Below are 25,508 nucleotides of genomic sequence, written 5' to 3'. Positions count from 1 at the left end.
CATTAAACCCTACTCAGGCCGCACCGTCAAACGCTTTTCTGCAAAAACCCGCTGACTGCTGGCTTTTACAGCAACCTTCAGACCATTCGGTAAAAAAATTCTGCAACTACCAACTTTGGCGGTGAATTTTTAACCGCGTCCGCCGATAACCGATTTGACGACAAATACCAATTATAAGGTCCACCATGTTTAGCACGATTACATCGGGAATCCTGTCGCGTCTTGCGTGGCAGAAACGCGGCAATAGCAGCGCAACGCTCAACTCGTTGCAGGATGCGATTGCGATGATCGAATTTTCACCGGAAGGCAAGATTATCAGCGCCAATGAGCTTTTCCTTGAGCGCATGGGCTATACGCTGCCGGAAATTGTCGGCCAGCATCACAGCATGTTCTGTACTGAGGATTTGATTCACTCGCCGCAGTATCGCGACTTCTGGCGCCGCTTAAATCGCGGCGAAGGATTCAGCGATAAATTCCTGCGCGTGGCAAAACACAGCCGCCCTATCTGGCTCGAAGCCAACTATGTGCCGGTGCAGGATCGCAGCGGTCGGGTGATCAAGATCGTGAAGCTGGCGAGTGATATCACCGCACGCATCATTGATGCACAAGAACAGCGCGCCATGACCACCGCCATTGAGCGTTCGATGGCGGTTATCGCCTTCAACCTTAAAGGCGAAGTGTTGATGACCAATGACAACTTCCTCAAAACCATGGGCTATCGCGCCAGCGAGGTGGTTGGCGTACACCACAGCCAGTTCTGTCCGCCTGAGATGCGTAACAGTGAAGAGTATCGCCGCTTCTGGCACAAACTGAACCAGGGCGAATACATCTCAGGACAGTTTGAGCGTGTAAATAAGTTGGGTCGCACTGTGTGGCTCCGTGCGACCTATAACCCGGTATTTAATGAAGCCGGCGAACTATACAAAGTGGTGAAGTTTGCCACCGATGTCACCGCACAGGTCGAGAAGAACCAACTTGAGCGTGAGGCCGCGCAGCAGGCCTATCAAACCGCGCTGCAAACCAGCGAAAGCACCCGACTCGGTGCCACGGTGATCGAAAACAGCGTGCAGACCATCAATGAGTTGGCGGGCGAGCTGCATGGCATCTCCGGTGATATCAACAATCTGAGCAAGTCTTCCGATCGCATCGGTGCGATTGTCGAGAGCATCCGCCGCATTGCCGATCAAACCAACCTGTTAGCGCTCAACGCAGCGGTGGAAGCCGCCCGCGCCGGTCAGCATGGCCGTAGCTTTGCCGTGGTCGCTAACGAGGTGCGTACGCTGGCAGCTAACATTAACCGCGCAACCACCGAGATTGAGAACATGGTGCAGCAGAACCATATGCTGGCGGAAAAAGCGCTGAAAGGCATCGAATCGAACCTGAAACGCGCCGATCATGGTGTCGTTCTTGCCAAAGAAGCCGGTGGCGTGATTTCCGAGATTCGCGGCAGCTCCAGTGAAGTGGTACGCGCTATCAGCCATGTGGCTGAGGCATTAAAAGAAGAACAATAAACCGCGCCTACCGACGTGCACGCCACGTTTTGTAGGGTGCGGCCTGCGAGCCGCACCCTACGTTCAAAGCTGATGACATAAAAGTGTCATAGCATTGCAGTAATCTAGGATAATTCCTAACCAACGCCAGAATACTCCCATGCAGTTGCCTGATTTACGCGCAGGATTAGCCTCCTTGTCGAGCCGCTCCCGTGCGCGTTCGCTGTGCATTGAAGTCCCGTTTGTGAGTCCAGCCATCGACAATACCGCGGTGATGGCGTTGTTTACTGAACACAAAGATTTGATTGGTCTGCCGGTGGTCGAAAACGGCACGCCGTTCGGCATGATTAACCGCCATATTTTCCTGTCGCAGATGACGCGCCCCTTCTTCCGCGAACTCTACGACCGCAAAAGCTGCATCGCCTTTATGGATAAAGAGCCACTGGTGATTGATGCCGATACCGAGCTTGATCAGGTGGCACAACAGGTGGTGGCCAGCGGCGATAAATCGGTTACCGATGGCTTCATTCTCACTGAGCAGGGCCGCTATATTGGCATCGGCTTGGGTATCGATCTGATCCGCACCGTCTCGGATTTACAGGCGCAGCAGCATCAGCAGATTTTGCAGAGCATTGACTACGCGCGCGTGATTCAGGACGCGATGCTCGATCGTTCTAAACAGCAAATGGCACAGCAGCTTAATGACTGGTGCCTGCACTGGCAGCCGCGCGATGGCGTAGGCGGCGATTACTATGCGTTTCATCAGGATGAACAAGGCTGGCTGGCATTGATTGCCGACTGTACCGGCCATGGCATTCCGGGTGCCTTTATGACGGTGATCCTGCAATCGGCATTGGAAAACGCCCTGCAGAAAAATCGTCGTGCACCGTCCGATCTGCTGCAATCGTTGAATCGACATATCAAGCAAACCTTAGGCCAGCTCAATGCTTCACAGCAAACATCCTTATCCAATGACGGCTGTGATGCCATCGCGCTGCGGCTCGATACACAACAACATCAACTCAGCTGGTCCAGTGCACGTATGCATGCGCTGTTGCACCCTGCCGAGGGCGATGCAGAATCGCTGAAGGCCGATCGTGTGGGGGTGGGTTATACCGATACGCCGCAGGATTATGTCTGGCCTCAGCATCAACGCACGCTCAGCCCCGGCGACATGCTGCTGGTGATGACCGATGGCGTTACCGATCAGCCCGGCGGCGAACGTCATATTATGTTTGGCAAAAAGCGCATTCAGACGCTGGTTTCACAATATCAAACCCTGCCGATGGCTGAACTATCAGCAACATTTGAGCGGGAATTTCTCAACTGGCAAGGCAACCAGCCGCGACGCGATGACGTCACCTGGTTTGGCTTCCGTTATTAATGAGCACCGTATGAACTCAGGTTCAACCCTTAGCAACGTGCCACCCAAAAGTGTTGCGCTGCACTATACTGGCTTTTTCTCGCCGCAGAACATCACCGCCATGGGCGAGGTGATCAAGGTCTTTTTGGAGAACCAGCAAGCGCCCGTCAAAGTCCGTCGCCGCTTGTTCTCCAGTTTTGTTGAAATCGTACAGAACATCCTGCGCTACTCGCAGGACAGTCGCAGCATGAGTTATGCCGAACAGGATTTTCGCTTTGGCACCGTTACCCTGCACGTTGAGGGTGACAACTATGTGCTGGAGAGCAGCAACCAGGTGGATGAAGTCGCCTGCGAGCAGTTACGTTACTGGCTGGATTTGCTGCGCACGATGAGTAATGAAGAGATCAAACAGGCATACCGGGTAGGTCTGCGTGCTGAGAGCCCTGCGACAAGCAAAGGGGCCAACATAGGTTTACTGACGTTGGCACGTGACGTCAGCGAACCGCTGGAGTATGAACTGCGTCCGTTGGAGTCCAGCGGTTACGCCACGTTTTGGCTGAAAGCCACCATTCACCAGGATTGATTTTGCTATGCAAAACCTTGTTATTGCTGCCACAGAAAGCACCCCCGACGTCAATTTTGATTTCGAAACCAGCCAGTTCGCCCTGCGCGGAGAGTCCTGGCCCGAAAATGCCGCGGCCTTTTATCGTCCCCTGCTGGATGCCCTGGAAAACTGGCAGCCCGAGCAAGGCGGTCAGGTAGAGGTCAACATCGCACTGCGCTACTTCAACAGCTCCAGCACCAAGATGCTGTTCAGCCTGTTCGACCTGTTCAACCAGTTAGCGCAAAAAGGCCAGACGGTGGAGCTGAACTGGTTCTTCGATGAAGAAGATGATGTCTCTGAAGAGTTCGGTCAGGAGCTGGCGCTGGACTTCACCGATTTGCAGGTCAATCTGCGAGCGGAAATGGCGTCATGATGGATCTGAACGAGCTGTTTCGCGAAGAGAGCGAGGTACTGACTCGTTCACAGGATGTTGCGGCACAAAGCGCGCTGAGCGCGGAAGATTACCGTGATGCGCTGCAAATGGTGAATCGCCATTATCAGCGCCTGATGCGTGAAACCTATCGCATGATCTCACGCAGCGATCGCGCCGAGCGAGAACTCAACCGCGTAAATGAGCAGTTGCAGCAGTTGGCGCAAGAGCTGGAGTACAAAGCCACCCACGACCCGTTGACGGCGGTGTGGAACCGCGGTGCCATCATTCAGCGTATTACCAATACATTGAGCAATGGCCCGGCGGCACTGATCATTTTGGATATTGATCACTTCAAGAAGATTAACGACGAGTTCGGCCATCCGATGGGCGATAAAGTGATTTGTGGGCTGGTATCACGTATTCAGAACCATTGCCCGGAAGATGCCAGCATTGGCCGCATTGGTGGCGAAGAGTTTACCGTGCTGCTGCCTCACTATCGCCTCTCAGATGCGGTGATCGTGGCGGGCGCGATTCACGCATCCCTTAATGCTTCACCGCTGGCGGTACTGCCAGGGCAATTGGTGACAGCCAGCCTCGGCGTGAGCTACGGCAAACCGGGTTCCGATTTTGAAACCCTGTATAACAATGCCGATGCCGCGTTATACGATGCCAAGAACCATGGCCGTAATCGGGTGTTTTTCCGTTAAATAACAGCGTTCGCTGCGACGGGCGGCCTGAAGGCCGCACCCTACAGGCCAATCGCTCGCTAATTTTTCTGCGCCGTTTGCATTGGGGGATCGGTCGCTGGCGGCAGGAAGATATGGTCAAGGATATTGCGCATCAGCGGAGCCGCCGTCACCCCTTCACTTCCCCCGTTTTCCAGAATTAACGCCACCGCCACTTTCGGCGCATCAAAGGGTGCAAAAGCGGTATAGAAAATGTGGTCACGCAGGCGCGTGGGAATCATCTTGGCGTTATACACCTGGTTCTGTTTCAGGCTGAAGACCTGAGAGGTCCCGGACTTCGCCGCAATGCCGTAAGGCGCGGTATGGAAGTACTTATAACCTGTACCATTTGGCGCATTTGCCATACCAAACATCGCATGACGCACCAGCGACCAGTACGGCGATTTTGGATCGCCAATTTGTGGCTGCGGCTCTTTCGGTTGATAAGGTTGCTGCACAGTACCGCGCTGTGATTTCTCCAGCAGATGCGGGTTAATGACGCGGCCATTGTTAAGCAGTGCCACCAACGCTTTCACCATCTGAATCGGCGTGGCGATCCAGTAGCCTTGCCCGATACCCACGGACACCGTATCCCCTTGATACCAGGCACGCTTGTGCACTTTCTGCTTCCACTCGCGGCTTGGCAACAGGCCCGCGTACTCTTCATTCAGGTCGATACCGGTAGGTTTGCCGTAACCAAACTGGCTCAGCATGGTGTGAATGCGGTCGATGCCCATCATAAACGCCACCTGATAGAAGAACGTATCCGCGGATTCTTCAATGGCGCGGGTAACATCCAACATGCCATGGCCCGATTTTTTCCAGTCACGGTATTTACGATCGGTCCCTGGCAAGGTCCAGGTCGGTGCCCCGAAGAACGTCGTGGTCGGGGTGATGACTTTGCTTAATAACGCCGACATCGCCATATAGGGTTTCACCGTGGAGGCTGGTGGATAGAGACCTTGAGTGACGCGGTTGATCAGCGGCAGGTTTTTGTCCTGCAGCAGCGTTTTGTAGGCTTTATAACTGATGCCTTTCACAAACGGGTTGGGATCGTAGCTCGGCGCGGACACCATCGCTAACACGCTGCCATCGCGCGGGTCCTCAATCAATGCCGCTGCTCGCTGTCCGGCCAACTGGCTCTCCACATACTGCTGCAAATGCAGATCCAGCGTAAGGTAGATGTTTTGTCCGGCGACGGGCGGCACTTCTTTCAGCACGCGCACGATGCGGCCGTGGTTATCGACTTCCACTTCCTGATAGCCAGTTTTGCCATGCAGCAGCGATTCGTAATAGCCTTCGATGCCCTGCTTGCCGATGTTATGGTCCGCCGCGTAGTTTTCGCCCACGCCTTCCGCGTTCAGGCGTTTGAAATCGTTGTCGTTGATCTTGGAAACATAGCCGACCACGTGCGCCAGATCGGCACCGTAAGGGTATTCACGGTCTTGATAGGTATCGATGGTGACGCCGGTATAGCGGAACTGGTTAACGGAAAAACGCGCCACCTCTTCGTCAGTGAGTTCGCCTTTCAACTCTACCGGCTTATAACGGCTGTTCTGTTTCAACTCATGCTCAAAGGTTTCGATCTCTTCTGGCGTCAAATCGACAATCGGCGTCAGCGCTTTAAGCGTTTCCTGCATGTTGGCGATTTTGTAAGGCGTGATGAGGATGTCGTACCAAGTGACATTGCGCACCAGCGGAATGCCGTTGCGATCGTAGATCAGCCCGCGCGTGGGTGCGATGGGGATCATTTTGATGTCGTTTTCGTTGGATCGCGTCTGATAATAGCTGTGCTGATCCACCTGAATACGATACAGGTTGACGCCAAGAATGATGAAGCAGATGACGACCAGAGCAAAAGCGACAAGCGCACGGCGGACAAACAGTTTCTCTTCAGCTTCGAAATTACGGAAATTCATCAGGGGGGCTTAGTCTCTTTGTTATCACGCTAATGATAAGCAGAGATGGCTTTAGAGCCAGCAGGAAGATGCACAAGCTTGGGTAAAAGTGTGTCAGATGTTTACGGCGGACTAGATAGTGCGGTTTGACGCCCTCACCCCGGCCCTCTCCCGCAAGCGAGAGAGGGAGCAAACCGCACACTTTTGATACCTTCTTCGAACCGTGCTCTCTCCCGCTTGCGGGAGAGAGCTAGGGTGAGGGAGATATGTCTAATCAGTCTCCCAGCAGCACCGACTCCAGCGCGATCTTAATCATATCGTTGAAGGTGGTCTGGCGCTCTGCCGCAGTGGTCTGCTCATGGGTACGGATATGGTCCGACACCGTACAGATAGTCAGCGCTTTAGCACCGAACTCTGCTGCCACACCGTAAATACCGGCCGCTTCCATCTCCACGCCCAGAATGCCGTACTTTTCCATCACGTCGAACATCTGCGGATCTGGCGTGTAGAACAGATCAGCGGAGAAGATGTTACCCACGCGAGCATCGACACCCAGTGCTTTTGCCGCGTCAACCGCGTTGCGCACCATATCGAAATCGGCAATCGCCGCGAAATCGTGATCCTTGAAACGCATACGGTTCACTTTGGAATCGGTGCAGGCACCCAGACCAATCACCACATCACGCAGTTTCACATCTTCACGCACCGCGCCGCAGGAGCCAACACGGATGATTTTTTTCACGCCGAAATCGGTGATCAGCTCTTTGGTGTAGATTGAGCAAGAAGGAATGCCCATACCGTGACCCATCACTGAAATCTTACGGCCTTTGTACGTCCCGGTGTAACCCAGCATGCCGCGCACGTTGTTCACTTCAACCGCATCTTCCAGGAAGGTTTCTGCGATGTGCTTCGCGCGCAGCGGATCGCCCGGCATCAGTACGACGTCTGCGAAATCACCCATTTCTGCATTAATATGAGGCGTTGCCATGGTTATTTTCCTTTTTAAAATTGGTGGGCTGTTTTACAGCAGGCTTTTACCGTAGTCCATGCTGGACAGGCCAAAATAGGTCGCAATGGTCTGACCGATATCAGCGAAAGTATCGCGGTAACCCAGCGATCCCGGCTTCACGTTCGGACCGTAAATCAGAATCGGAATGTGCTCGCGCGTGTGCTCAGTGCCTTGCCAGCTTGGGTCACAACCGTGGTCGGCAGTGAGGATCAAAATATCCCCCTCTTTCACCAGCGCCATCAGCTCAGGCAAACGACGGTCGAAGAACTCCAGCCCACCAGCATAACCCGCGATATCGCGACGATGACCCCAGGTTGAGTCAAAATCAACGAAGTTGGTGAACACAATGGAATTGTCTGGCGCTTTCTTCATCTGCTCAATGGTGGCGTTGAACAGCGCATCCAGACCGGTGGCTTTCACCTTCTGGGTGATGCCTTGCTCGGCGTAGATATCCGCAATCTTGCCAACGGAGATCACTTCGCCGCCCTTCTCGTCCACCAGCTTTTTCAGCATAGTTGGCGCAGGCGGTTCCACCGCTAAATCGTGGCGATTACCGGTACGTTCGAAGTTGCCCGCTTTGTCACCGACAAACGGACGCGCAATCACACGGCCGATGTTGTAGCCGCCGTTGGTCAGCTCTTCACGGGCGATTTCACACAGCTTATACAGACGATCGAGACCAAAGGTCTCTTCGTGGCAGGCAATCTGGAATACCGAGTCAGCCGAGGTGTAGAAAATCGGCTTGCCGGATTTCATGTGCTCCTCGCCCAACTGGTCGAGGAGCACTGTACCGGATGAGTGGCAGTTACCGAGATAACCCGGCAGATCGGCGCGTTTCACCAACACATCGAGAAGTTCCTGTGGGAAGCTGTTCTCTTTGTCGCTGAAGTAGCCCCAGTCAAACAGCACCGGCACACCGGCGATTTCCCAGTGGCCTGACGGCGTGTCTTTGCCCGACGACAGCTCGCTGGCGTAGGCATAGGCACCAATGATTTCCGCATTGGCGTCCAGACCCGGCGGGAAGCGACCGGTAGAGAGTTCAGCCGCTTTCCCCAGACCGAGTGCGGTCAGGTTAGGCAGATGCAGCGGGCCTTCGCGACCAGTATTGGCGCGGCCTTCGAAGCACGCTTCGGCGATATGGCCGAGCGTATCCGATCCTTCATCACCGAATTTATCGGCGTCTTTGCTGGAGCCGATCCCAAAGGAGTCGAGAACCATAATAAAAGCACGTTTCATGCAAGTCTCCTGCGCAACGGCGCGATGACAAGTCAAAAAAAAGCGATCAGATCAGTATACCCGAACGGCCGCTCCCTGGCACGAAGAAGCGTTACTCGCTGACGCGGCGATAAACCACCGGTGTTGCCGCAGGCGCAGTATCGCTTAAGGTGATAGCCGCTTTGACGGCTTCAGCAGCCTGCTGCCATTGCGCTTCCGAGGCGGCATGAATCACCGCCAGCGGGCGCTGCGCATCAATCTGCGTGCCGAGCGCGGTCATCTCACTTAAGCCCACGCTGTAATCAATACTGTCGCTGGCGCGCTGGCGACCACCGCCGAGCGCCACCACCGCCATGCCCAGCGCTCGTGTATCCATCGCACTGACAATACCCGCGCGGTCGGCGTACACCGCTTTGCTGAGCGTAGGCGCAGGAAGGTAGTGGTCCATGCGTTCGATAAAGTCAACCGGGCCGTTTTGTGCAGCCACCATGCGAGCGAACACGTCTGCCGCTTTGCCGTTATCCAGCACCTGCTGCAGTTTTTGCCGCGCTTCAGCGTCATTTTCCGCCAGTTTGCCGGAGATCAGCATTTCAGAGCACAGCGCCATGGTGACTTCCAGCAGACGTGGATTGCGCGCTTCGCCAGTGAGGAACTGCACCGCTTCACGCACTTCCAGCGCATTGCCTGCGGTTGAAGCCAGCACCTGATTCATGTCGGTGAGTAGCGCGGTGGTTTTGCAGCCTGCGCCGTTCGCCACGCCAACAATCGCCTGCGCCAGATTTTCAGAGGCTTCAAAGCTCGGCATAAAGGCACCGGAACCGACTTTGACATCCATCACCAGCGCATCGAGGCCTTCAGCCAGTTTTTTGGCAAGGATCGAGGCGGTGATCAGCGGGATTGAGTCAACGGTGGCGGTGATATCACGCGTGGCGTAGAAACGTTTATCGGCCGGTGCCAGTGAGTTGGTCTGGCCAATAATCGCGATGCCGACCTCTTTGATGATCTGGCGGAAACGGTCGTCGCTCGGGAAGATGTCAAAACTGGGGATCGCTTCCAGCTTATCCAGCGTGCCGCCGGTATGCCCGAGGCCACGCCCGGAGATCATCGGCACATAACCGCCGCAGGCGGCAACCATGGGGCCGAGCATCAGCGATGTCACGTCACCCACGCCGCCGGTTGAGTGTTTATCGACAATCGGACCGTTGAGATTCAGCGATTGCCAGTTGAGCACGGTGCCGGAGTCACGCATTGCCATGGTCAACGCCACACGCTCTTCCAGATTCATATCGTGGAAATAGATGGTCATCGCCAGCGCAGCGATCTGACCCTCTGATACGCTGTTATCGCGCACGCCATTAATAAAGAAGCGGATTTCCGCCTCAGTCAGTGGCAGGCCATCGCGTTTTTTTCGAATAATTTCTTGTGGCAGGAACAAGGTTGCCTCCCCGGAGATTGCTGTGAAAATGGCAGAACATCGGCCAGGTGCGCATAAATACGCCAGACACCTGTAGGGTCGCCATTTATGGCGACCATTGGCGTGAAATCAATAACCCGTCTTACTGGTCGCCGTTGCGTGGCCCAGCGTGTTTAGCAGGCTTGCCAACAGGCTTGACGCGCCAAAGCGGAAATGACGCGCATCCGCCCAGCCTTCGCCGAGGATATCGTCTGCCAGTTCCAGATAGATGGCCGCATCTTCGGCGGTACGTACGCCACCCGCCGGTTTGAAACCGACCTGCTGCTTGACGCCTTTATCACGGATTACTTGCATCATGATCGCCGCCACTTCTGGTGTGGCGTTGACCGGCACTTTACCGGTGGAGGTTTTGATGAAATCAGCACCCGCATCAATGGCAATTTCAGAAGCGGCACGGATCAGCGCTTCCTCTTTCAACTCACCGGTTTCGATAATCACTTTCAGCAGCACGTTAGCGGCGGCGCAGGCTTCTTTACAGGCTTTCACCAGTTCAAAGCCGATTTCGCGATTACCGGCAATCAGCGCGCGATACGGGAAAACCACATCCACTTCGTCGGCACCGTAAGCGATAGCCGCGCGGGTTTCTGCCAGCGCGATGTCAATGTCATCGTTGCCGTGCGGGAAGTTGGTTACAGTCGCAATCTGAATCTCTGGGGTGCCCTGCTCACGCAGTGCTTTACGCGCCGCCGGAATAAAGCGTGGATAGATGCAGATAGCCGCGGTGTTACCGGCTGGCGATTTCGCCTGACGACACAGTGCGATCACCTTCTCATCCGTATCGTCTTCATTCAGCGTGGTTAAGTCCATCAGTTGCAGTGCACGTTGTGCAGCAGCGTTGAGATCGGTCATGGTGCTCTCCAAAAGGTAACCGGCAGACGGTGTCACCGGGGAATGTGATAATTATAACAATCCTCGCACGAATTAATTGCGCCATGAGTCACACGAAAAAAGAAAACCTGTCATGTAAATACAGTCATATCGTGACATTCATCACAAATCGCCGCTGGCACAACCGATTTCTGGCGAAATACTGGTTGTTAATATTATCACAATTTTTGGTGAAAAAGTGTATAGCGGCTTTAATACTGTAGCCAATTCGGACCACAAAAGTGGCATTTCCAGAATCTGTCGGGAGGGTGTCAGTCGGGGAGTGCAAACACGCGCAGGCTGTTTTGCCACAGGGCTTCAGCGATGATTTCAGGCGGCTCGCTGCGCAGCTCGCACAGCACATCAAATACGTTACGCGCCCTTTCAGGACGATTAGGCTGGCCCTGAAAACCTTGCAGCGGCATATCTGGCGCATCGGTCTCCAGCAACAGCGATGACAGCGGTAAACTGGCGATAGTATTGCGGGTTTTACTGGCCCGCTCGTATGTGATGGTGCCGCCAACGCCAATGGCATAGCCGAGCTGAATAAAACGCTCGGCCTGCTGCTGGCTCCCGGCAAAGCCGTGAACCACACCGCAGCGCGCTAAGTTGTGACGGCGCAAATGCAACGCTAACTGATCGTGCGTACGCCGTGAGTGCAGGATCACCGGCAAGTCATACTGCTTCGCTAATTTTAACTGCGCATCCAGCAGATGCGTTTGTTTGCTGAACTGCGCATCATCCATATAGAGATCGAGACCGATCTCGCCGATCGCCACCCGTTTAGGATCGGGCGTTTGCAGCCAGCGATCCAGCTCATCCAGATGCGCATCGGTATGCACGGCGATATTGATCGGATGTAAGCCCAACGCGGCATACAGCGCGTCATGTTGCTGCGCCAGTTGAGTGACCAAAGCGAATCGACTGGCATCGACGCTTGGCACAATAATCCGTTCCACCGCCGACTGCGCCGCCCGATCGATGCTGCCCGCTGCGTCATTGACAAAAGGGGGAAAATCAAAATGGCAGTGGGTATCGATAAATCTCATGCCAGCGACCCTGCATCAAAGTCTGCATCGTTATCCGCCAGCAATGGCGTATGCACGGCACGATTATCGGGGGCATTCGCCACTGCGGCCGGAGGCGTCACGCGCAGGATCGGTTCGGCATCGCTCAACCACTGGCCGAGGGTAGCGAGGAAATAGCGACCACTGCGGCGGCCCAGATGATAATCCTGATTGAGCGAGGCGAGACGGCTGCCCAGCGCCATACTGGCCAGCGGTTTAGGCGGATAGATCTCGATAATACGCAGATCGCCCGGTGGCTGATCGATGAATTGCTGAATCTCACGGTAGCTCTCTTCGTGGTGATGCAGGATGTTAATCATCGGCTGCAGCGCACTGTCGCCCAGCCAGCGCTCCATGCGTTTAAACCATTTCGGCGTATAGGACATCTGTGAAGGCACCGTGCGGATCACCACAATGGTGTCCGCGCCACGCCGGGCCGCTTCGCGCACCGGGATCGCATCACTGATGCCCCCATCCAGATAACTGATGCCGTTCATCTCCACGCCGCTGCGGTAAAATCCAGGGATTGCGCTGGAGGCTTTAATAATGTCGTGCCATGTGGTGTGAGTCGGATTGAAATACTCAGCCGAGTAATCGTCGCCACGACAGGCACACATGTAAAACTCGCTGCCCTTGGCAAACAGACCTTGAGCCGTGTCCAGCGCCAGTGGAAACTCTTGTTTGGTGATGTCCACCAGCCAGTCGAGATCGATCAGATGACCACCGCGTACAAAGCGCAGCGGATCAAAAAACAGTTTGCTGGTGGTGTAACGGGTAATCACGCGGCGAGCATAGCCAGGCTGCGCGCAGACAAACGCTGACAGGTTTTGGGCGCCTGCCGAGGTGCCTAACATCAATTGGAAGGGGTTAAATCCCGCACGCTGAAACTCGTCCAGCACGCCTGCGGTGAAGATGCCGCGTTGACCGCCGCCTTCGCAGACCAGGGCGATTTTGTTGGATTTGAATGGGGTGAGCGCCAAAGGCTCAAAGGTGTCCAGTGACACCGGGATGCGTATTCCCAATGGATGTCCCTCAGTATTCCTGCTCTGAGGGAGCCGCTTGAGGCAGCATCCCGGAGAACCAGTCATTGTCGTTCCCTGACCCATTGCATCTGCATCAGCAATCGGCGCGGCGGGTTAGTATGCCGCAAATGACGGTTCTCCGCTTTAGTGACTCGCGGGTTAGCGTTGTGTTAACGCAATCGGTCAGGGTCGTTTACGCCCAGTAAACAGGCTGATGAGGAACAGAATAATACCGACGATGAAGACAATTTTAGCTGCCCATGCTGCCGTACCCGCCAGACCGCCGAAACCTAATGCTGCAGCAATCAGAGCGATGACCAGAAAGATAATACCCCAACGAAACATAAGCCTCTCCTTTACCATAGTGAAAATCGAACTGCTTATTCATACATCACTGTTTTTATTAAAGAACGGCGTCAAGCTGATGCCGTTCTGCTCGCGTTAAGATTTCACTTTCAGGTCATTCTTCACGCTTTTCACGCCTTCAATGGCTTTGGCAATTTTCTCAGCACGATCAGACTGTGCCTGGGTTGCCACATTCCCTGATAACTGCACCACGCCATCGTTAGTTTCCACTTTCACGTTGCGCGATGGCACAATGTCATCTGCTAAAAGCTTAGCTTTGATTTCGCTGGTGGTGGCGGTATCACCCGCGTAACCCTTCAGCGTGGTTTCTTTGCTGTCTTTAACGTGTAGTTTGTCACTGACGGATTTCACACCCTCAACTTTTTGCACCAGCGCCACGGCTTTTTCTGCCTGATCCTGCGAGGCGACAAAACCGCTCAGCGTGACCACGCCCTGATGCGTTTTTACTGAGATATCCGTGCTTTTAATCGCTTCATCATCCACCAGCGCCGCTTTGGCTTTGGCAGTGATGCCGCTGTCATCCATAAAACCATCGACTTTTTTCATAGAACTATCGATTTTGGAACCCGTGCTGCTGGTATCTGCAGCAAACGCAGCACCGCTCAGCAAGACAGAACTGGCCAGCGCAGCAATCAGGGTTTTAGCAATCTTAGTCTTATTCATCGATATCATCCTTCTATCAGTTAACTCACTCGCAACTGCGAATGCGCCAGCAACAAACGGCGTCGCTGCGTGAATGGACGTAATGAAACCAGAGGTCTCTTTTCTCGTCCGACAGGATAATCATAGTAGGGATTACAGGTTTTGCTGGCTTTTGTGGTTGATATCTCGCCAAAAAGCGATAAACGCAGCGTAAATAGGAACAGTCTGTAGGATAAAAACAGGGCCAGTGATAACCACTGGCCCTGAAGCAGAGATGCATCTTAATGAGTCGGCGGGCGTCAGTAAGGGCGCACCCTACAGCCCTAAGGGCCGCGCAGCATCAGTGTTCGCGCGTCTTGCGGAAGGTCACGTCAGGATAGCGTTCCTGGGTGATATTGAGGTTAACCATGGTCGGGGCGATGTAGGTGAGGTTGTCACCGCCATCCAGCGCCAGATTCACTTCATTTTTACGCTGGAAATCATCGAATTTCTTCGCGTCTTTGCACTCGACCCAACGTGCAGTCGAGACGTTGATGGCTTCATAAATCGCTTCAACGTTGTATTCGCTTTTCAGGCGCGCCACCACCACTTCAAACTGCAGCACACCTACTGCACCAACAATCAGGTCGTTGTTGTGCACTGGACGGAACACCTGCACTGCGCCCTCTTCCGACAGCTGAACCAGCCCTTTCAGCAGCTGTTTCTGCTTCAGTGGATCGCGCAAACGGATACGACGGAACAGCTCTGGGGCGAAGTTCGGAATACCGGTGAACTTCATGTTTTCACCCTGAGTAAAGGTGTCACCGATCTGGATGGTGCCATGGTTATGCAAACCGATGATGTCACCCGGATAGGCTTCTTCGACGTGCGAACGGTCACCCGCCATAAAGGTCAGCGCATCGGAAATCACCACGTCTTTGCCGGTACGCACCTGGCGCAGTTTCATGCCTTTCTCGTACTTGCCCGACACCACGCGCATGAAGGCCACGCGGTCACGGTGTTTCGGGTCCATGTTGGCCTGAATCTTGAACACGAATCCGCTGAACTTCTCTTCCTTCGCTTCAACCAGACGCGAATCTGACTGACGCGGCATCGGCGTAGGTGCCCAGGCCACTAAGCCATCGAGCATGTGGTCAACGCCAAAGTTACCCAATGCGGTACCGAAGAACACCGGGGTAATTTCGCCGCTCAGGAACAGATCCTGATCGAATTCGTGTGAAGCGCCCTGCACCAGTTCCAGCTCATCACGCAGCTGCTGCGCCAGATCTTCACCGACTGCCGCATCCAGATCGGGGTTCGCCAGACCTTTAACAATGCGCACATCCTGAATGGTGTGGCCTTTACCGGTCTGATACAGGTAAGTTTCATCTTTGTAGAGGTGATACACCCCCTTGAACAGCTTGCCGCAACCAATTGGCCAGGTGATAGGCGCGCAGGCAATTTTCAGCTCGCTTTCCACCTCATCCAGCAACTCCATCGGATCGCGGATATCACGGTCAAGTTTGTTCATAAAGGTGATGATTGGCGTATCGCGCAGACGGGTCACTTCCATCAGCTTACGGGTACGATCTTCAACACCTTTTGCAGCGTCGATCACCATCAAACAGCAGTCCACCGCCGTCAGGGTGCGGTAGGTATCTTCCGAGAAGTCTTCGTGTCCTGGGGTATCCAGCAGGTTAACGAGGCTATCGCGATACGGGAACTGCATCACGGAGGTGGTGATGGAGATACCACGTTGTTTCTCCATCTCCATCCAGTCGGATTTCGCATGTTGGCTGGAGCCGCGGCCTTTTACGGTACCGGCGGTTTGGATCGCCTGCCCGAACAGCAGCACTTTTTCGGTAATTGTGGTTTTACCAGCATCCGGGTGCGAGATGATCGCAAACGTACGACGGCGCGCCACTTCTTCTAAAAAGGGAGCAATAGACATGAGTGAATTCTTCTTCAAGGGCAACACGCGGGGGCGCGCTGCGAATAAATTGTTCCGGGCTGTCCGGAGGATAACGGACCCAATAGTGACGCAAAGGCGTCAGTTCACAGCAAGATGTGCGCGATCTACATGGGCGGCAGTCCGGTTATCCAGTCAGCATTGAGGCGGCATAGCATACAATAATTCGGCAGGCGGGGAAATCGTGGGATTCGTGCAGAAAGATTAATAAAGCGCGATGAATCGCGCCGCTACAGCATGTTGCTGATACGTAGCGGCGCAATTCATTGCGCGTAGTCAGCTTATCAGCCTAAAACACGCACCACTGCCGCTTTAAAGATCTTCACCCCGATCTCCAGCGAACTCAGCTCAAAGCGCATATCAGGATGATGCAGGCCCGGCACCAGATTGGTTCCCAGGCCCCAGAAGCCGGCTTTCACCTGCGGGCGCTTCACCGGGTAGTAGAAGAAATCTTCGCTGCCTGGGGTGGTTTTGGTATCCAGCAATCCTTCCTCACCCAGCACATCGACAATCGCCGCACGAATTACCGCCGTAGCGTCTTCATGGATCTCAGCCGCTGGCATCTCTTTCAACACCACCACTTCAGCAGTGGCACCCAGCGCGGCCACGCTGTGTTGAATCGCCTTGGTGACTTTATCCTTGAGCACATCCATTGGCGCGTTCTCCTGTGAACGCAGGTCCCACACCACGCGCGCTTCATCCGGCACCGAGTTGGTGACGCCAGCATCGCACAGGAAACGCGTTGCCTTGACACTCCAGGTCAAACCCGGAGCGAGATGAATGCTGTTGACGGCCTGCACCGCTTGTACGGCAGCGTCTAACGCATTCACCCCTAAATGGGGACGTGCCGCATGGGCGGGAACGCCTTTGATAGTAGCTTCCAGCGTGCTACAGGCTGAGTAGATCACGGCGGGTGTCGCCTGACCAACATGGCACTCTTCCAGTGGGCGGACGTGGAAGCCGAGAATCATCTCCACGTCATCCATCGCGCCGCCTTCAATCATCGCCAGCGCACCGGCACCCAACTCTTCAGCGGGCTGGAACAGCAGCTTAAGTTTGCCCTTTTTGATTGCGCCCTCTTTCAGCAGTTCCTGCGCTGCGGTCAGCACCACCGAAGAGTGCCCATCATGGCCACAGGTATGACGTGCACACGCGACACCGTTAATGATATGACCCAGCGCGTCCATGTCCGCGCGCAACGCCAGCACCGGACCCGGCACGCCGCTATCAATTTCCGCCACGATGCCGGTGGTGTTGTTAATGCCGCGCGTCACCTTGATCCCGGCTTGCTCCAGCTGTTCGGCGATATAGGCGGAAGTTTTGAATTCTTCAAATCCCAGTTCCGGGATTTCATGCAGGTAATGGTAATGATCTAATACGTTCGACACCGCTAAGCTCCTGACAAGTAAAGGCTCGCTCCAGCATCCGCCGATGCGCAGCTATAATCAATCCAGCGTGAATGAAAATGAGTCAAAACTGAGAACTCTTCGCATTCAACAAACGGAATAATTCCATTTACAATCAATAAGATAAATTCAACTTTTTTGCGAAAAAGCCTTCACAAAAAAGTATAGATTGATGCATAATTCACCGTACTTCACCTGACAAATTAAAAAGGACTCAGCCATGTTAACTGCTGAAATGACCTCTCGCCTGAACGACCAACTGAACCTGGAATTCTTCTCAGCCAACCTGTATCTGCAGATGAGCGCATGGTGCAGCGACAAAGGCTTTGAAGGTGCTGCTTCTTTCCTGAAGATGCACTCTCGTGAAGAGATGGAACACATGCAGCGCCTGTTCGATTACGTCAGCGATGCCGGTTCACTGCCGGTGCTGGGCAGCATTGCCGCGCCTGCCGTTAGCTGGAACTCACTGAATGACGTGCTGGAAGAAGCGCTGAAGCATGAGCAGCTGATCACCCAGCGCATCAACGATCTGGTGCACACCGCGTTGATGTCTCAAGACTACTCAACCTTCAACTTCCTGCAGTGGTATGTGGCTGAGCAGCACGAAGAAGAGAAGCTGTTCAAAACCGTACTGGATAAACTGGCACTGGTCGGCAATAAAGGCGAAGGCCTGTTCCTGGTCGATAAAGACCTGGGCCGCATGAACGTGGAAGGCCACGGCCAGTCATAAGCAAAGATTACACACAGCAAACAGCACAACGCCCGGCATTGCCGGGCGTTTTTTTATGCATTAATGAATTGTTTGAGGTTATCGGCCAGGTGCGCATTTTGGTACAACCGGGCACATGGGTAACAGATCAGACCGGGCACATAGGTAACACTTTTGTGCTCAGTCGATTCGAATAATACTTCTTTCTGCCCGGTCATAATACGCCAGTATCACCCTGTCGAAGAGGATGACGTCAACTCCGTCATCCACTTCCAGGAACCTCACATACTCACCCCGTAATGCCGAACTCAGGAACGTGCGCCCGTTCAGGCTCAGGTCACCTTTTTCTCCGACTTTATATAGCTTTGCCCCCTCCGGATAGTTCACCTCAGGCACTTTTCCATCCCAACTTCGCGGTGAGGGCACCCATATTTTTGCGGGCGGTACCTGTCCATGAGCCTCATGCGGCTTTTCCTGATTGAACTCATTACGCCATCCGTTACACCACACCCGTTGTTCCGACAGCGAGCCAAATACATCATGGTGGCTCATCGCGGTTTTCATCGAGAGATGCATGCGCTCGTGACGGGCATTTTGCCCCGGACATCCCGGCGTGGTTCTTTCTGTTTTAATACCCAACTTCATCAGCCACACGCTCCACTGTGTCAGCGCCAGGATGCCCGGCGCGACGAAGGGAGAGCCGTTATCGGTGCGGATAATGTCGGGGAGTCCACCTTCGCGGAAGGCGGCTTCCATACAGCCACGCACGAATGTCGTAGTCTCTGACGTGCCGGGCTCACAGCACAGGAGGTAGCGGCTGTGGTTGTCGGTGAGGGTGAACGGGCGGCACCAGCTGCCGTCTTTCAGGCGAAAGCGGCCCTTAAAGTCAGCGCTCCAGACGTGATTGTTTCTGTTCGCATCGGTGAGTTCGTTCAGATTTCCCGGCGTACGCTTGCGCCTTATCCGTGGAGACACCAGCCCTTCTTCTTTCAAAAGGTCCCCTATCGTGCTGGCCGCGGGAACAATGAAGTCAGCGTTGTTATTGAGGAACCAGTGGCGAATTTTTTTAGGCCCCCAGTCGGGATGCTGCTGGCGAAAGAGGACGAGTTGTTCGGCGATATCCGGAGGGATTTTTTCTGGCTGCGTGAGACGGGCACGGGAGCGATTTTCAACAGAGGAGAGCTCTTCAGCATTAAAACGCTTAAGCCATTTATAACCGGTTTTTCGACTAATGCCGTGAAGGTGGCAAAGCTCGGTCATGGATTTATCGCCTGCCTGGCAGGCGAGGATGAAGTGAAGGCGTTGCATGGTAACAGTCTCAGTCCAGGGCATAGTGAGTCTCCTCTGCTATGCCAATTTATAACTGTTACCCATGTGCCCGGTCTAAAGTGTTACCCATGTGCCCGGTTTGCACCTTAATGCGCACCCTACGATATGCCATTGTAAGGTCGCCATTAATGGCGACCTTAATTACTCCAACTCTTTCAAACGCAATTCGGACGGCTGTGGGCGACCAAAATAGTATCCCTGGAACAAGGTACAACCCTCTTCACGCAGCTTCGCGAACTGCTCGCTGCTCTCTACGCCTTCTGCCGTAATCTGAATGTCCAGGCTACGACTCATGCCGGTAATGGCACGGATGATCGCCATGGCTTCACGGCTGTCACCCATATCATTGATAAACGACTTGTCGATTTTGATCTTGTCGAACGGGAACGAACGCAGATAGCTCAGCGATGAGTAACCGGTGCCGAAGTCATCCAACGCGATCTGCACGCCAATCGCTTTCAGGCTTTGCAAGGTGCGGATATTACCCAGCGTATCGTCGAGTAACACCGATTCGGTGATCTCAACTTCCAGACGATGCGGTGCCAGACCGGACTCTCGCAGCGCGCCTTCCACCACCGACACCAGAGAGCTGTTCTTGAACTGCAGCGGCGACAGGTTGACGGACACCGACTGGTCTGTGCCCCAACTCTGCGCCTCGCGGCAGGCTTCATACAGCGCATACGCGCCGAGCATATGAATCAGCCCGGTCTCTTCGGCAATCGGAATAAAGTCATTCGGCATGATCAATCCTTTGATCGGATGATGCCAACGCATCAGCGCTTCATAACCGATAATGCCTTCTTCATTGGTGATCGGCTGATAGTAAAGCTTGAGCTGACGACCGGTAATCGCATCACGCAGATCGTTTTCAATCACACGACGACTACGCGCCAGGTCATCCATCTCCAGCGTGAAGTGCTCAAAGCGGTTACGACCATTACGTTTGGCTTCGTACAGCGCCATATCCGCGCAGCGTAGCATGTGCTCCGGCGTGTTAGTGGTTTGCGAGGTCAGGGCAATGCCGACGCTCAAGCCAACCGACAGGTTGTGCCCTTCCACGTTGACCGGTGGACGGATCGCTTCAATCAGGCGCTGTGCCACCACCGCCGCTTCCTGGGCGTTGTTGATATTCGGCAGCACGATGGCAAACTCATCGCCGCCAATACGGGCCAGCGTGTCCTGATCGCGCAGCGCACTGCGCAGACGCTTCGCCACCACCCGCAGCAGGTCATCACCAATCTGGTGACCCAGCGCATCGTTGACGTTCTTGAAGTTATCGAGATCAAGGCACAGCGTGGCACTCAGCGAATGGTGCTGATTATCCACGCGCAACGCTTCGCTCAATTTCTGCCGGAACAGTACACGGTTTGGCAAGCTGGTAAGCGTATCGTGATGCGCCATGTGATGAATGCGCGCATCCGCTTCACGCTGATCTGTGACGTCTTCCACAATCAGCATTACGTAATTCTGTCGCATATCATTGCCGCTGATGGTGGTGGCGCGGGTATGCAGAATGCGCTCCCCGCCCGCCGTCAGCAGCAGTTGCTCACGCGAGTGGATACCTTCACTGCGCAGCGCGATATCCGCCAGACTGTTGAAGTAATCGCTCTGCTCCGCTGACATACACTCATGCGGGCGTTTGTGCATGATCAGATGTTTGCTGATGCCAAACAGCTGCTCAGCTTTGTCGTTGACCATCAGGATTTCGCGACTGATGGCATCTTCGACAATCACGCACGACGGGATATTGGCGATGACAGTGTCGAGGAAGGTAGAAAGCTCAGACATTTTGGCACTCTGCGCCTGCGCCAAATCCCGCGCCCGCAGCAGTTGCTGTTCGTTCTCACGGCGTTCTGTGACGTCTCGGGTGATTTTGGCAAAGCCAATCATCTTGCCCTCTTCGTCGTGAATCGCGTCGATCACCACATGAGCCCAAAACGCGGAGCCGTCTTTACGATAGCGCCAGCCCTCATCCTCGAAGCGACCGGTTTTCAGTGCGATACCGAGATTAGCTTCCGGCGTATTGGCCAAGCGCTCCTGCGAACCGTAGAACACGGAGAAATGCTGACCCACAATTTCATCGGAGACATAGCCTTTGGCACGCTGTGCACCGGCGTTCCAGTTCACTACGCGGCCTTGCAAATCCAGCATGTAGATGGCGTAGTCAGTGACGCCTTCCACCAGCAGACGGAAGGTTTTCTCATACTCACGCTGTTTACGCTGAAGCTCACGCTGTTCGGTGCAGTCGCGGGTGATTTTGGCATAGCCAATCAGCTTGCCTGAATCATCACGAATGGCATCAATAATGACATGCGCCCAAAACGCACTGCCATCTTTGCGATAACGCCAGCCTTCGTCTTCAAAACGTCCGGTTTTGAAAGCGGTGCTGAGGTTTTTTTCTGGGATATGATTTTTGCGGTCCTGCGCGCTGTAGAAGCGCGAGAAGTGCTGGCCGACGATCTCTTCAGCCACATAGCCTTTGGCACGCTGCGCGCCGGCATTCCAGTTTTCGACATTACCGTCGAGATCAAGCATGTAGATGGCGTAGTCCGTTACGCCTTCAACTAATAAACGGAAACGCTGCTCCTGCTCACGCTGCTTACGCTGTAGCTCCTGCTGTGCGGTACAGTCGCGAGTGATTTTGGCAAAGCCAAGCAGCTCGCCGTAGTCGTCACGAATCGCATCGATCACCACATGTGCCCAGAAAGCGCTGCCATCTTTGCGATAGCGCCAACCTTCCGTCTCGAAGCGCCCCACCGCTGTCGCGACGGAAAGCCCACGCTGCGGTGCACCGTTTTTACGATCTTCTTCGCTGTAAAACAGCGCAAAGTTTTTGCCGACGATTTCGTCCGGCGTATAGCCTTTGGCACGCTGCGCCCCAGCATTCCAGTTTGCTACAGTGCCGTCGGGTTTGAGCATGTAAATGGCATAATCCACCACGCTCTGCACCAGAAGCCGGTACATGACGTCAGAGTTATTATTCATTGTTGTTCGCCTATTGCTGGCCTGGTGTACATTGCTGCTTAAGATATTTCTTAATCAATGTGCTGACTTAAACGCAAAAGCGCTTGGCTTACAAGCGCTAATCATCATCAGACAAAAGTTGGTAGTCAGGTTATCGGCAGTGGCGAAAAATTATTCAGAGGGATACTCAACTTATTATGCTGCGTTGACGGTGCTCACGGGGAAAGCGGGGACTCTCAAGATGACATTGCAGAGGAATGAGCGCCTGCCAGCATAGCGGTGCGCTGGCGGCCAATTGTGGGCATTCCGCCGCCGCGACAAATGCCGGGACCACCCGCTGTGCGCCGGTTTTGTCGATCAGCCACTGTTGGTCATCCAGCGGGGGATGCACGTTCCACGGCAGCCAGCGAGCCTGCTGGGTAGCCAGTAGTTCCGCTGCGCGCGTGCCCGCTGCTACGTGGCTACTGAAGATCAGACGGAAGCCATCTCGTTGACTGAGCTGGGCCGCTAAGCCGTGATCGGCCACCGCATCCGCCGCAACGATCACGCTGGTGGGCAACCACTGCTCCGGCTGTGGCTGTTGCAACAGACGCACCAAACCTAACACCGTCGCAGCCGGTAACTTATCCATCGCCAGCAATTGGGTAACTTCGCTGCGGATTTGCGGACAGAGTTGCACAGCCAGACCACGCGCCACCAGCTGTAATGCCATCTCCGGCCCGCGTCCGTGTTCCGGCACCGCCACCACCGCACCGTTGCAGGCGGCTATCGCCAGCGCGTCCATCTGCTCACTGAGGCGCTGATTACGGTCACCGTAGGACGCATCGGTGATCAGTAATTTTGCCTGGGGCGGGCAGTCAAAAGGCAGCAGCAACGCTTCACGGCTCCAGTCCCCCATGTAGGTGATACCGCCCGCAACCGGTAGATGAAACCACACCGAACCGGGTGAATGGCCACTGCGGCCAGTAAACAGGTTAAGCGGGCCAATCGCGCTCTGACCGCGTAACGGCAGCAGACGGCGCGCATACATCGGCACCGCGACGTCGCCTAACTGCAGCCAAGTCTGTTCGGTGGCATAGACGGGCGGGGAACCAATTTGCCCCCAGCAATCGAGCGAAGCAGCATGATCAATGTGTGAATGCGTCAGGCACAGTGCGTCTACACGACCAATGGCTGGAATATCCGGGCGCACGCCGGGCTGTGGCCCGGCGCCAAGATCCATGAGTAATCGATAGCCATCAATCTCCAGCAAAAATGCCGCAGGCAGCTTGCCACCCACACCGCTGATCACCGTTACGCTTGCCATGGCAATACCCCTTGCGGCAATCGCCGCGCCAGCCGCGTTGCCAGTCCCATCAGCAAACAGACGACCAGAATCATCAGGCAGCCTACCGCGGCCGCCAGCGAGGCGGAGCCCCCTTCGTCCAGAAACACGATGGTGGGTCCGATGGTCTGGGTTTGCGAAGTGACCAGCAATACCGAGACCTGAATTTCATTGAGTGCGGTGAGGAACACCAGCACCGTGCCCGCCAGCGCAGAAGGCGCCGCTAACGGCAGCAAAATATCGCGCATACGACGCATAAATCCGGCACCGCACAGCCGTGCCGCTTCATCTAATGCCGGTTCGAGCTGGGCGAATCCTGCCAGCGTTGGGCGCAGCACCAGCGCGAGGAAGTTGGCGAGATAGGCCGCGAGGATGATCCACACCGTGCCATACAGCGACACATTGATAATCGGCAGCGGACGCAGAAAGAACAGCATTGCGGCGACGCCGGTAACAATGCCCGGCAATGCGTAGGTCAGTTCACTGGCCAGCCACAGGCCACGTACCAGTTTGGTCCGCCGCCAGCTAAGGAAATAGGCAAGGAAGAGCGCAGTGGCGGTCAAAATGATCGCGGCCAGCGAGGTTAATCCCAGACTGGTGATAAACGCGTGTCGCACCGCGGGATAGCCCCACAGCGCGCTACGGAAGTTCTCCAGCGTCAGGGTTTGCCATGTCAGCGCCTGACCAAATCCGCTGGTCAGCGCGGTAATCAACAGCGCACTGATGGGCAGCAGCAGCGTCAGCGCCATCCACAACCAGGCCGCCCCTTCAATCGCCATGCGTCCACGCCCCAATGACTGCTGCCACAGGCGCGGTGCGCCGTTGACGCGCACATCGTGGCGTCCGCCCAGCCAGGCGCTGGCCGCCATGCCCGCCAGCGTAATCACCGCGATCAGCAGCGCATAAACGGCTGTGTTCGGAAGAGCGCTGGGGCCAATACCGTTGAGCTGCTGATACACCAGCGTGATGAGTGTCGGCACCCGCGCAGGGATACCGAGCATCGCCTGAATACCAAAGTTACCGGCGGCGGCAACAAAGGTCAGTGCCGCCCCGGCAAAGATCGCCGGTCGTGCCAGCGGCAGAATAATGGTGAACAGCACGCGAGTGCGGGATGCCCCGCTAACCTGCGCCGCTTCCACCAGGTCTGCGGGCAGGCGGCGTAAACCCGCGCGTACCGTAAGAAACACCAGTGGCGCATTGTGGGTGCCCAGCAGCAGGACAATGCCACTCAGCGAATAGAGCGGCTGCTCGCCCGGCGCAAACCACGGCAAACCCAGCGAGCCAAACAGCAGCGCTAACGGGCTCGACGGGGCCAACGCCTGGAGCCAGGCGAGTGCCGTGACCTGCGGTGGAATCATCAGCGGCAGGATAAAGGCGAAGACCCAGGCCGTTTTCGCGCGTAAATCGCTGAGCGCCACCAGCCAGGCGGCGGCAGTACCCAGCAGCACGGAAATCAGGGTCGAGCTCAGCGCGATGAGCAAAGTATTGCCGCTGGCGATCAATACGCGGTCGCTGGCGATCAGGCGCATCAGACGTGCCATATCCGGCACGCCCTGCGGCGCAATCGCCGTCCATACCAGTCGCACTAAGGGCGCAACCGACAGCAGGCCAATCAGCAGCACCATCAGCGCCAAGACCAGCTTTTCACTGTTGAAACGGAGGCGTTGAACGCCTCGCGTCGCGTTACGCCATTCGTTGCTCACCACGCTCATG

21 protein-coding genes are annotated in these 25,508 nt (G+C 55.1%); 6 read left to right on the top strand and 15 right to left on the bottom strand.

From position 1 onward, the window contains the following. The first annotated feature begins 185 nt into the window (after positions 1 to 185). The 5 genes from LK04_RS02305 (at position 186) to LK04_RS02285 (ending at position 4,537) form a co-directional block, all read left to right on the top strand. A complete protein-coding gene (locus tag LK04_RS02305; RefSeq protein ID WP_039327062.1) occupies positions 186 to 1,511 on the top strand; it encodes a methyl-accepting chemotaxis protein in 1,326 nt (441 codons plus the stop codon). A gap of 139 nt (positions 1,512 to 1,650) precedes the next feature. Then, the gene (locus tag LK04_RS02300; protein ID WP_039327059.1) at positions 1,651 to 2,874 is read left to right on the top strand and encodes a SpoIIE family protein phosphatase; all 1,224 of its coding nucleotides are present in this window, start codon (positions 1,651 to 1,653) and stop codon (positions 2,872 to 2,874) included. Between the two features lie 10 nt (positions 2,875 to 2,884). Beyond that, a complete protein-coding gene (locus LK04_RS02295; RefSeq protein WP_052205854.1) occupies positions 2,885 to 3,436 on the top strand; it encodes a SiaB family protein kinase in 552 nt (183 codons plus the stop codon). A 7-nt stretch (positions 3,437 to 3,443) separates the two neighbouring features. Continuing rightward, on the top strand, positions 3,444 to 3,830 hold the full coding sequence (locus tag LK04_RS02290) for a DUF1987 domain-containing protein (protein WP_039327053.1): 387 nt from the start codon (positions 3,444 to 3,446) through the stop codon (positions 3,828 to 3,830). After that, positions 3,827 to 4,537, top strand: a complete 711-nt coding sequence (locus LK04_RS02285; RefSeq protein WP_081998037.1) for a GGDEF domain-containing protein — start codon at positions 3,827 to 3,829, stop codon at positions 4,535 to 4,537. Before LK04_RS02290 ends, LK04_RS02285 begins: the two co-directional genes overlap by 4 nt. Positions 4,538 to 4,596: 59 nt before the next feature. On the opposite strand, the gene mrdA is transcribed toward LK04_RS02285, so the two are convergent. The 11 genes from mrdA to LK04_RS02235 form a co-directional block, all read right to left on the bottom strand. After that, positions 4,597 to 6,474, bottom strand: coding sequence for a penicillin-binding protein 2 (mrdA, locus tag LK04_RS02280; RefSeq protein ID WP_039327050.1), 1,878 nt, complete (start codon positions 6,472 to 6,474; stop codon positions 4,597 to 4,599). Between the two features lie 253 nt (positions 6,475 to 6,727). After that, on the bottom strand, positions 6,728 to 7,441 hold the full coding sequence (gene deoD, locus LK04_RS02275; protein ID WP_039327047.1) for a purine-nucleoside phosphorylase: 714 nt from the start codon (positions 7,439 to 7,441) through the stop codon (positions 6,728 to 6,730). Between the two features lie 33 nt (positions 7,442 to 7,474). Further along, complete coding sequence (deoB, locus tag LK04_RS02270; protein ID WP_039327043.1) at positions 7,475 to 8,698, bottom strand: phosphopentomutase; 1,224 nt, start codon at positions 8,696 to 8,698, stop codon at positions 7,475 to 7,477. Between the two features lie 91 nt (positions 8,699 to 8,789). Beyond that, a complete protein-coding gene (gene deoA / locus LK04_RS02265; RefSeq protein WP_039327041.1) occupies positions 8,790 to 10,112 on the bottom strand; it encodes a thymidine phosphorylase in 1,323 nt (440 codons plus the stop codon). Positions 10,113 to 10,220: 108 nt separating this feature from the next. Next, positions 10,221 to 11,000 (bottom strand): deoxyribose-phosphate aldolase, encoded by a 780-nt coding sequence (gene deoC, locus LK04_RS02260; protein ID WP_039327038.1) that lies wholly within the window; start codon positions 10,998 to 11,000, stop codon positions 10,221 to 10,223. Between the two features lie 290 nt (positions 11,001 to 11,290). Then, positions 11,291 to 12,067: a TatD family hydrolase gene (locus LK04_RS02255; protein ID WP_039327035.1), complete on the bottom strand. Its 777-nt coding sequence runs from the start codon at positions 12,065 to 12,067 to the stop codon at positions 11,291 to 11,293. After that, positions 12,064 to 13,107 (bottom strand): patatin-like phospholipase family protein, encoded by a 1,044-nt coding sequence (locus tag LK04_RS02250; RefSeq protein WP_039327032.1) that lies wholly within the window; start codon positions 13,105 to 13,107, stop codon positions 12,064 to 12,066. The genes LK04_RS02255 and LK04_RS02250 overlap by 4 nt, the downstream gene beginning before the upstream one ends. 183 nt (positions 13,108 to 13,290) lie before the next feature. Beyond that, positions 13,291 to 13,452: a DUF1328 domain-containing protein gene (locus tag LK04_RS19960; protein ID WP_013510475.1), complete on the bottom strand. Its 162-nt coding sequence runs from the start codon at positions 13,450 to 13,452 to the stop codon at positions 13,291 to 13,293. Between the two features lie 96 nt (positions 13,453 to 13,548). Then, positions 13,549 to 14,136, bottom strand: coding sequence for a molecular chaperone OsmY (gene osmY, locus LK04_RS02245; RefSeq protein WP_039327031.1), 588 nt, complete (start codon positions 14,134 to 14,136; stop codon positions 13,549 to 13,551). 319 nt (positions 14,137 to 14,455) lie between these two features. Next, on the bottom strand, positions 14,456 to 16,045 hold the full coding sequence (gene prfC, locus LK04_RS02240; protein ID WP_039327028.1) for a peptide chain release factor 3: 1,590 nt from the start codon (positions 16,043 to 16,045) through the stop codon (positions 14,456 to 14,458). A gap of 302 nt (positions 16,046 to 16,347) precedes the next feature. Beyond that, entirely contained in the window at positions 16,348 to 17,451 is a 1,104-nt protein-coding gene (locus tag LK04_RS02235) for a M20 peptidase aminoacylase family protein (RefSeq protein WP_039327025.1), read from the bottom strand. A gap of 238 nt (positions 17,452 to 17,689) precedes the next feature. Between LK04_RS02235 and ftnA the strand changes: the two genes are divergently transcribed. Then, entirely contained in the window at positions 17,690 to 18,199 is a 510-nt protein-coding gene (gene ftnA, locus LK04_RS02230) for a non-heme ferritin (protein WP_038644750.1), read from the top strand. Between the two features lie 159 nt (positions 18,200 to 18,358). Here ftnA and LK04_RS02225 read toward each other — a convergent pair whose 3' ends face one another. The 4 genes from LK04_RS02225 to LK04_RS02210 form a co-directional block, all read right to left on the bottom strand. After that, positions 18,359 to 19,510 carry a DDE-type integrase/transposase/recombinase gene (locus tag LK04_RS02225; RefSeq protein ID WP_059109757.1) on the bottom strand — a complete coding sequence of 384 codons (1,152 nt, stop codon included), beginning with the start codon at positions 19,508 to 19,510 and terminating at the stop codon, positions 18,359 to 18,361. A gap of 138 nt (positions 19,511 to 19,648) precedes the next feature. Next, a complete protein-coding gene (locus LK04_RS02220; protein WP_059109766.1) occupies positions 19,649 to 22,492 on the bottom strand; it encodes a bifunctional diguanylate cyclase/phosphodiesterase in 2,844 nt (947 codons plus the stop codon). 166 nt (positions 22,493 to 22,658) lie between these two features. Next, entirely contained in the window at positions 22,659 to 23,777 is a 1,119-nt protein-coding gene (locus LK04_RS02215) for an MBL fold metallo-hydrolase (RefSeq protein WP_081998158.1), read from the bottom strand. Next, on the bottom strand, positions 23,765 to 25,507 hold the full coding sequence (locus tag LK04_RS02210) for an ABC transporter permease (RefSeq protein ID WP_059109765.1): 1,743 nt from the start codon (positions 25,505 to 25,507) through the stop codon (positions 23,765 to 23,767). The genes LK04_RS02215 and LK04_RS02210 overlap by 13 nt, the downstream gene beginning before the upstream one ends. Position 25,508: the final 1 nt, after the last annotated feature.

It is taken from the genome of Pantoea vagans, assembly GCF_001506165.1.
GTDB lineage: Bacteria > Pseudomonadota > Gammaproteobacteria > Enterobacterales > Enterobacteriaceae > Pantoea > Pantoea vagans_C.
The sequence above is the reverse complement of the archived record's forward strand: the minus strand, read 5'-3'. Positions and strand labels throughout refer to the sequence as shown.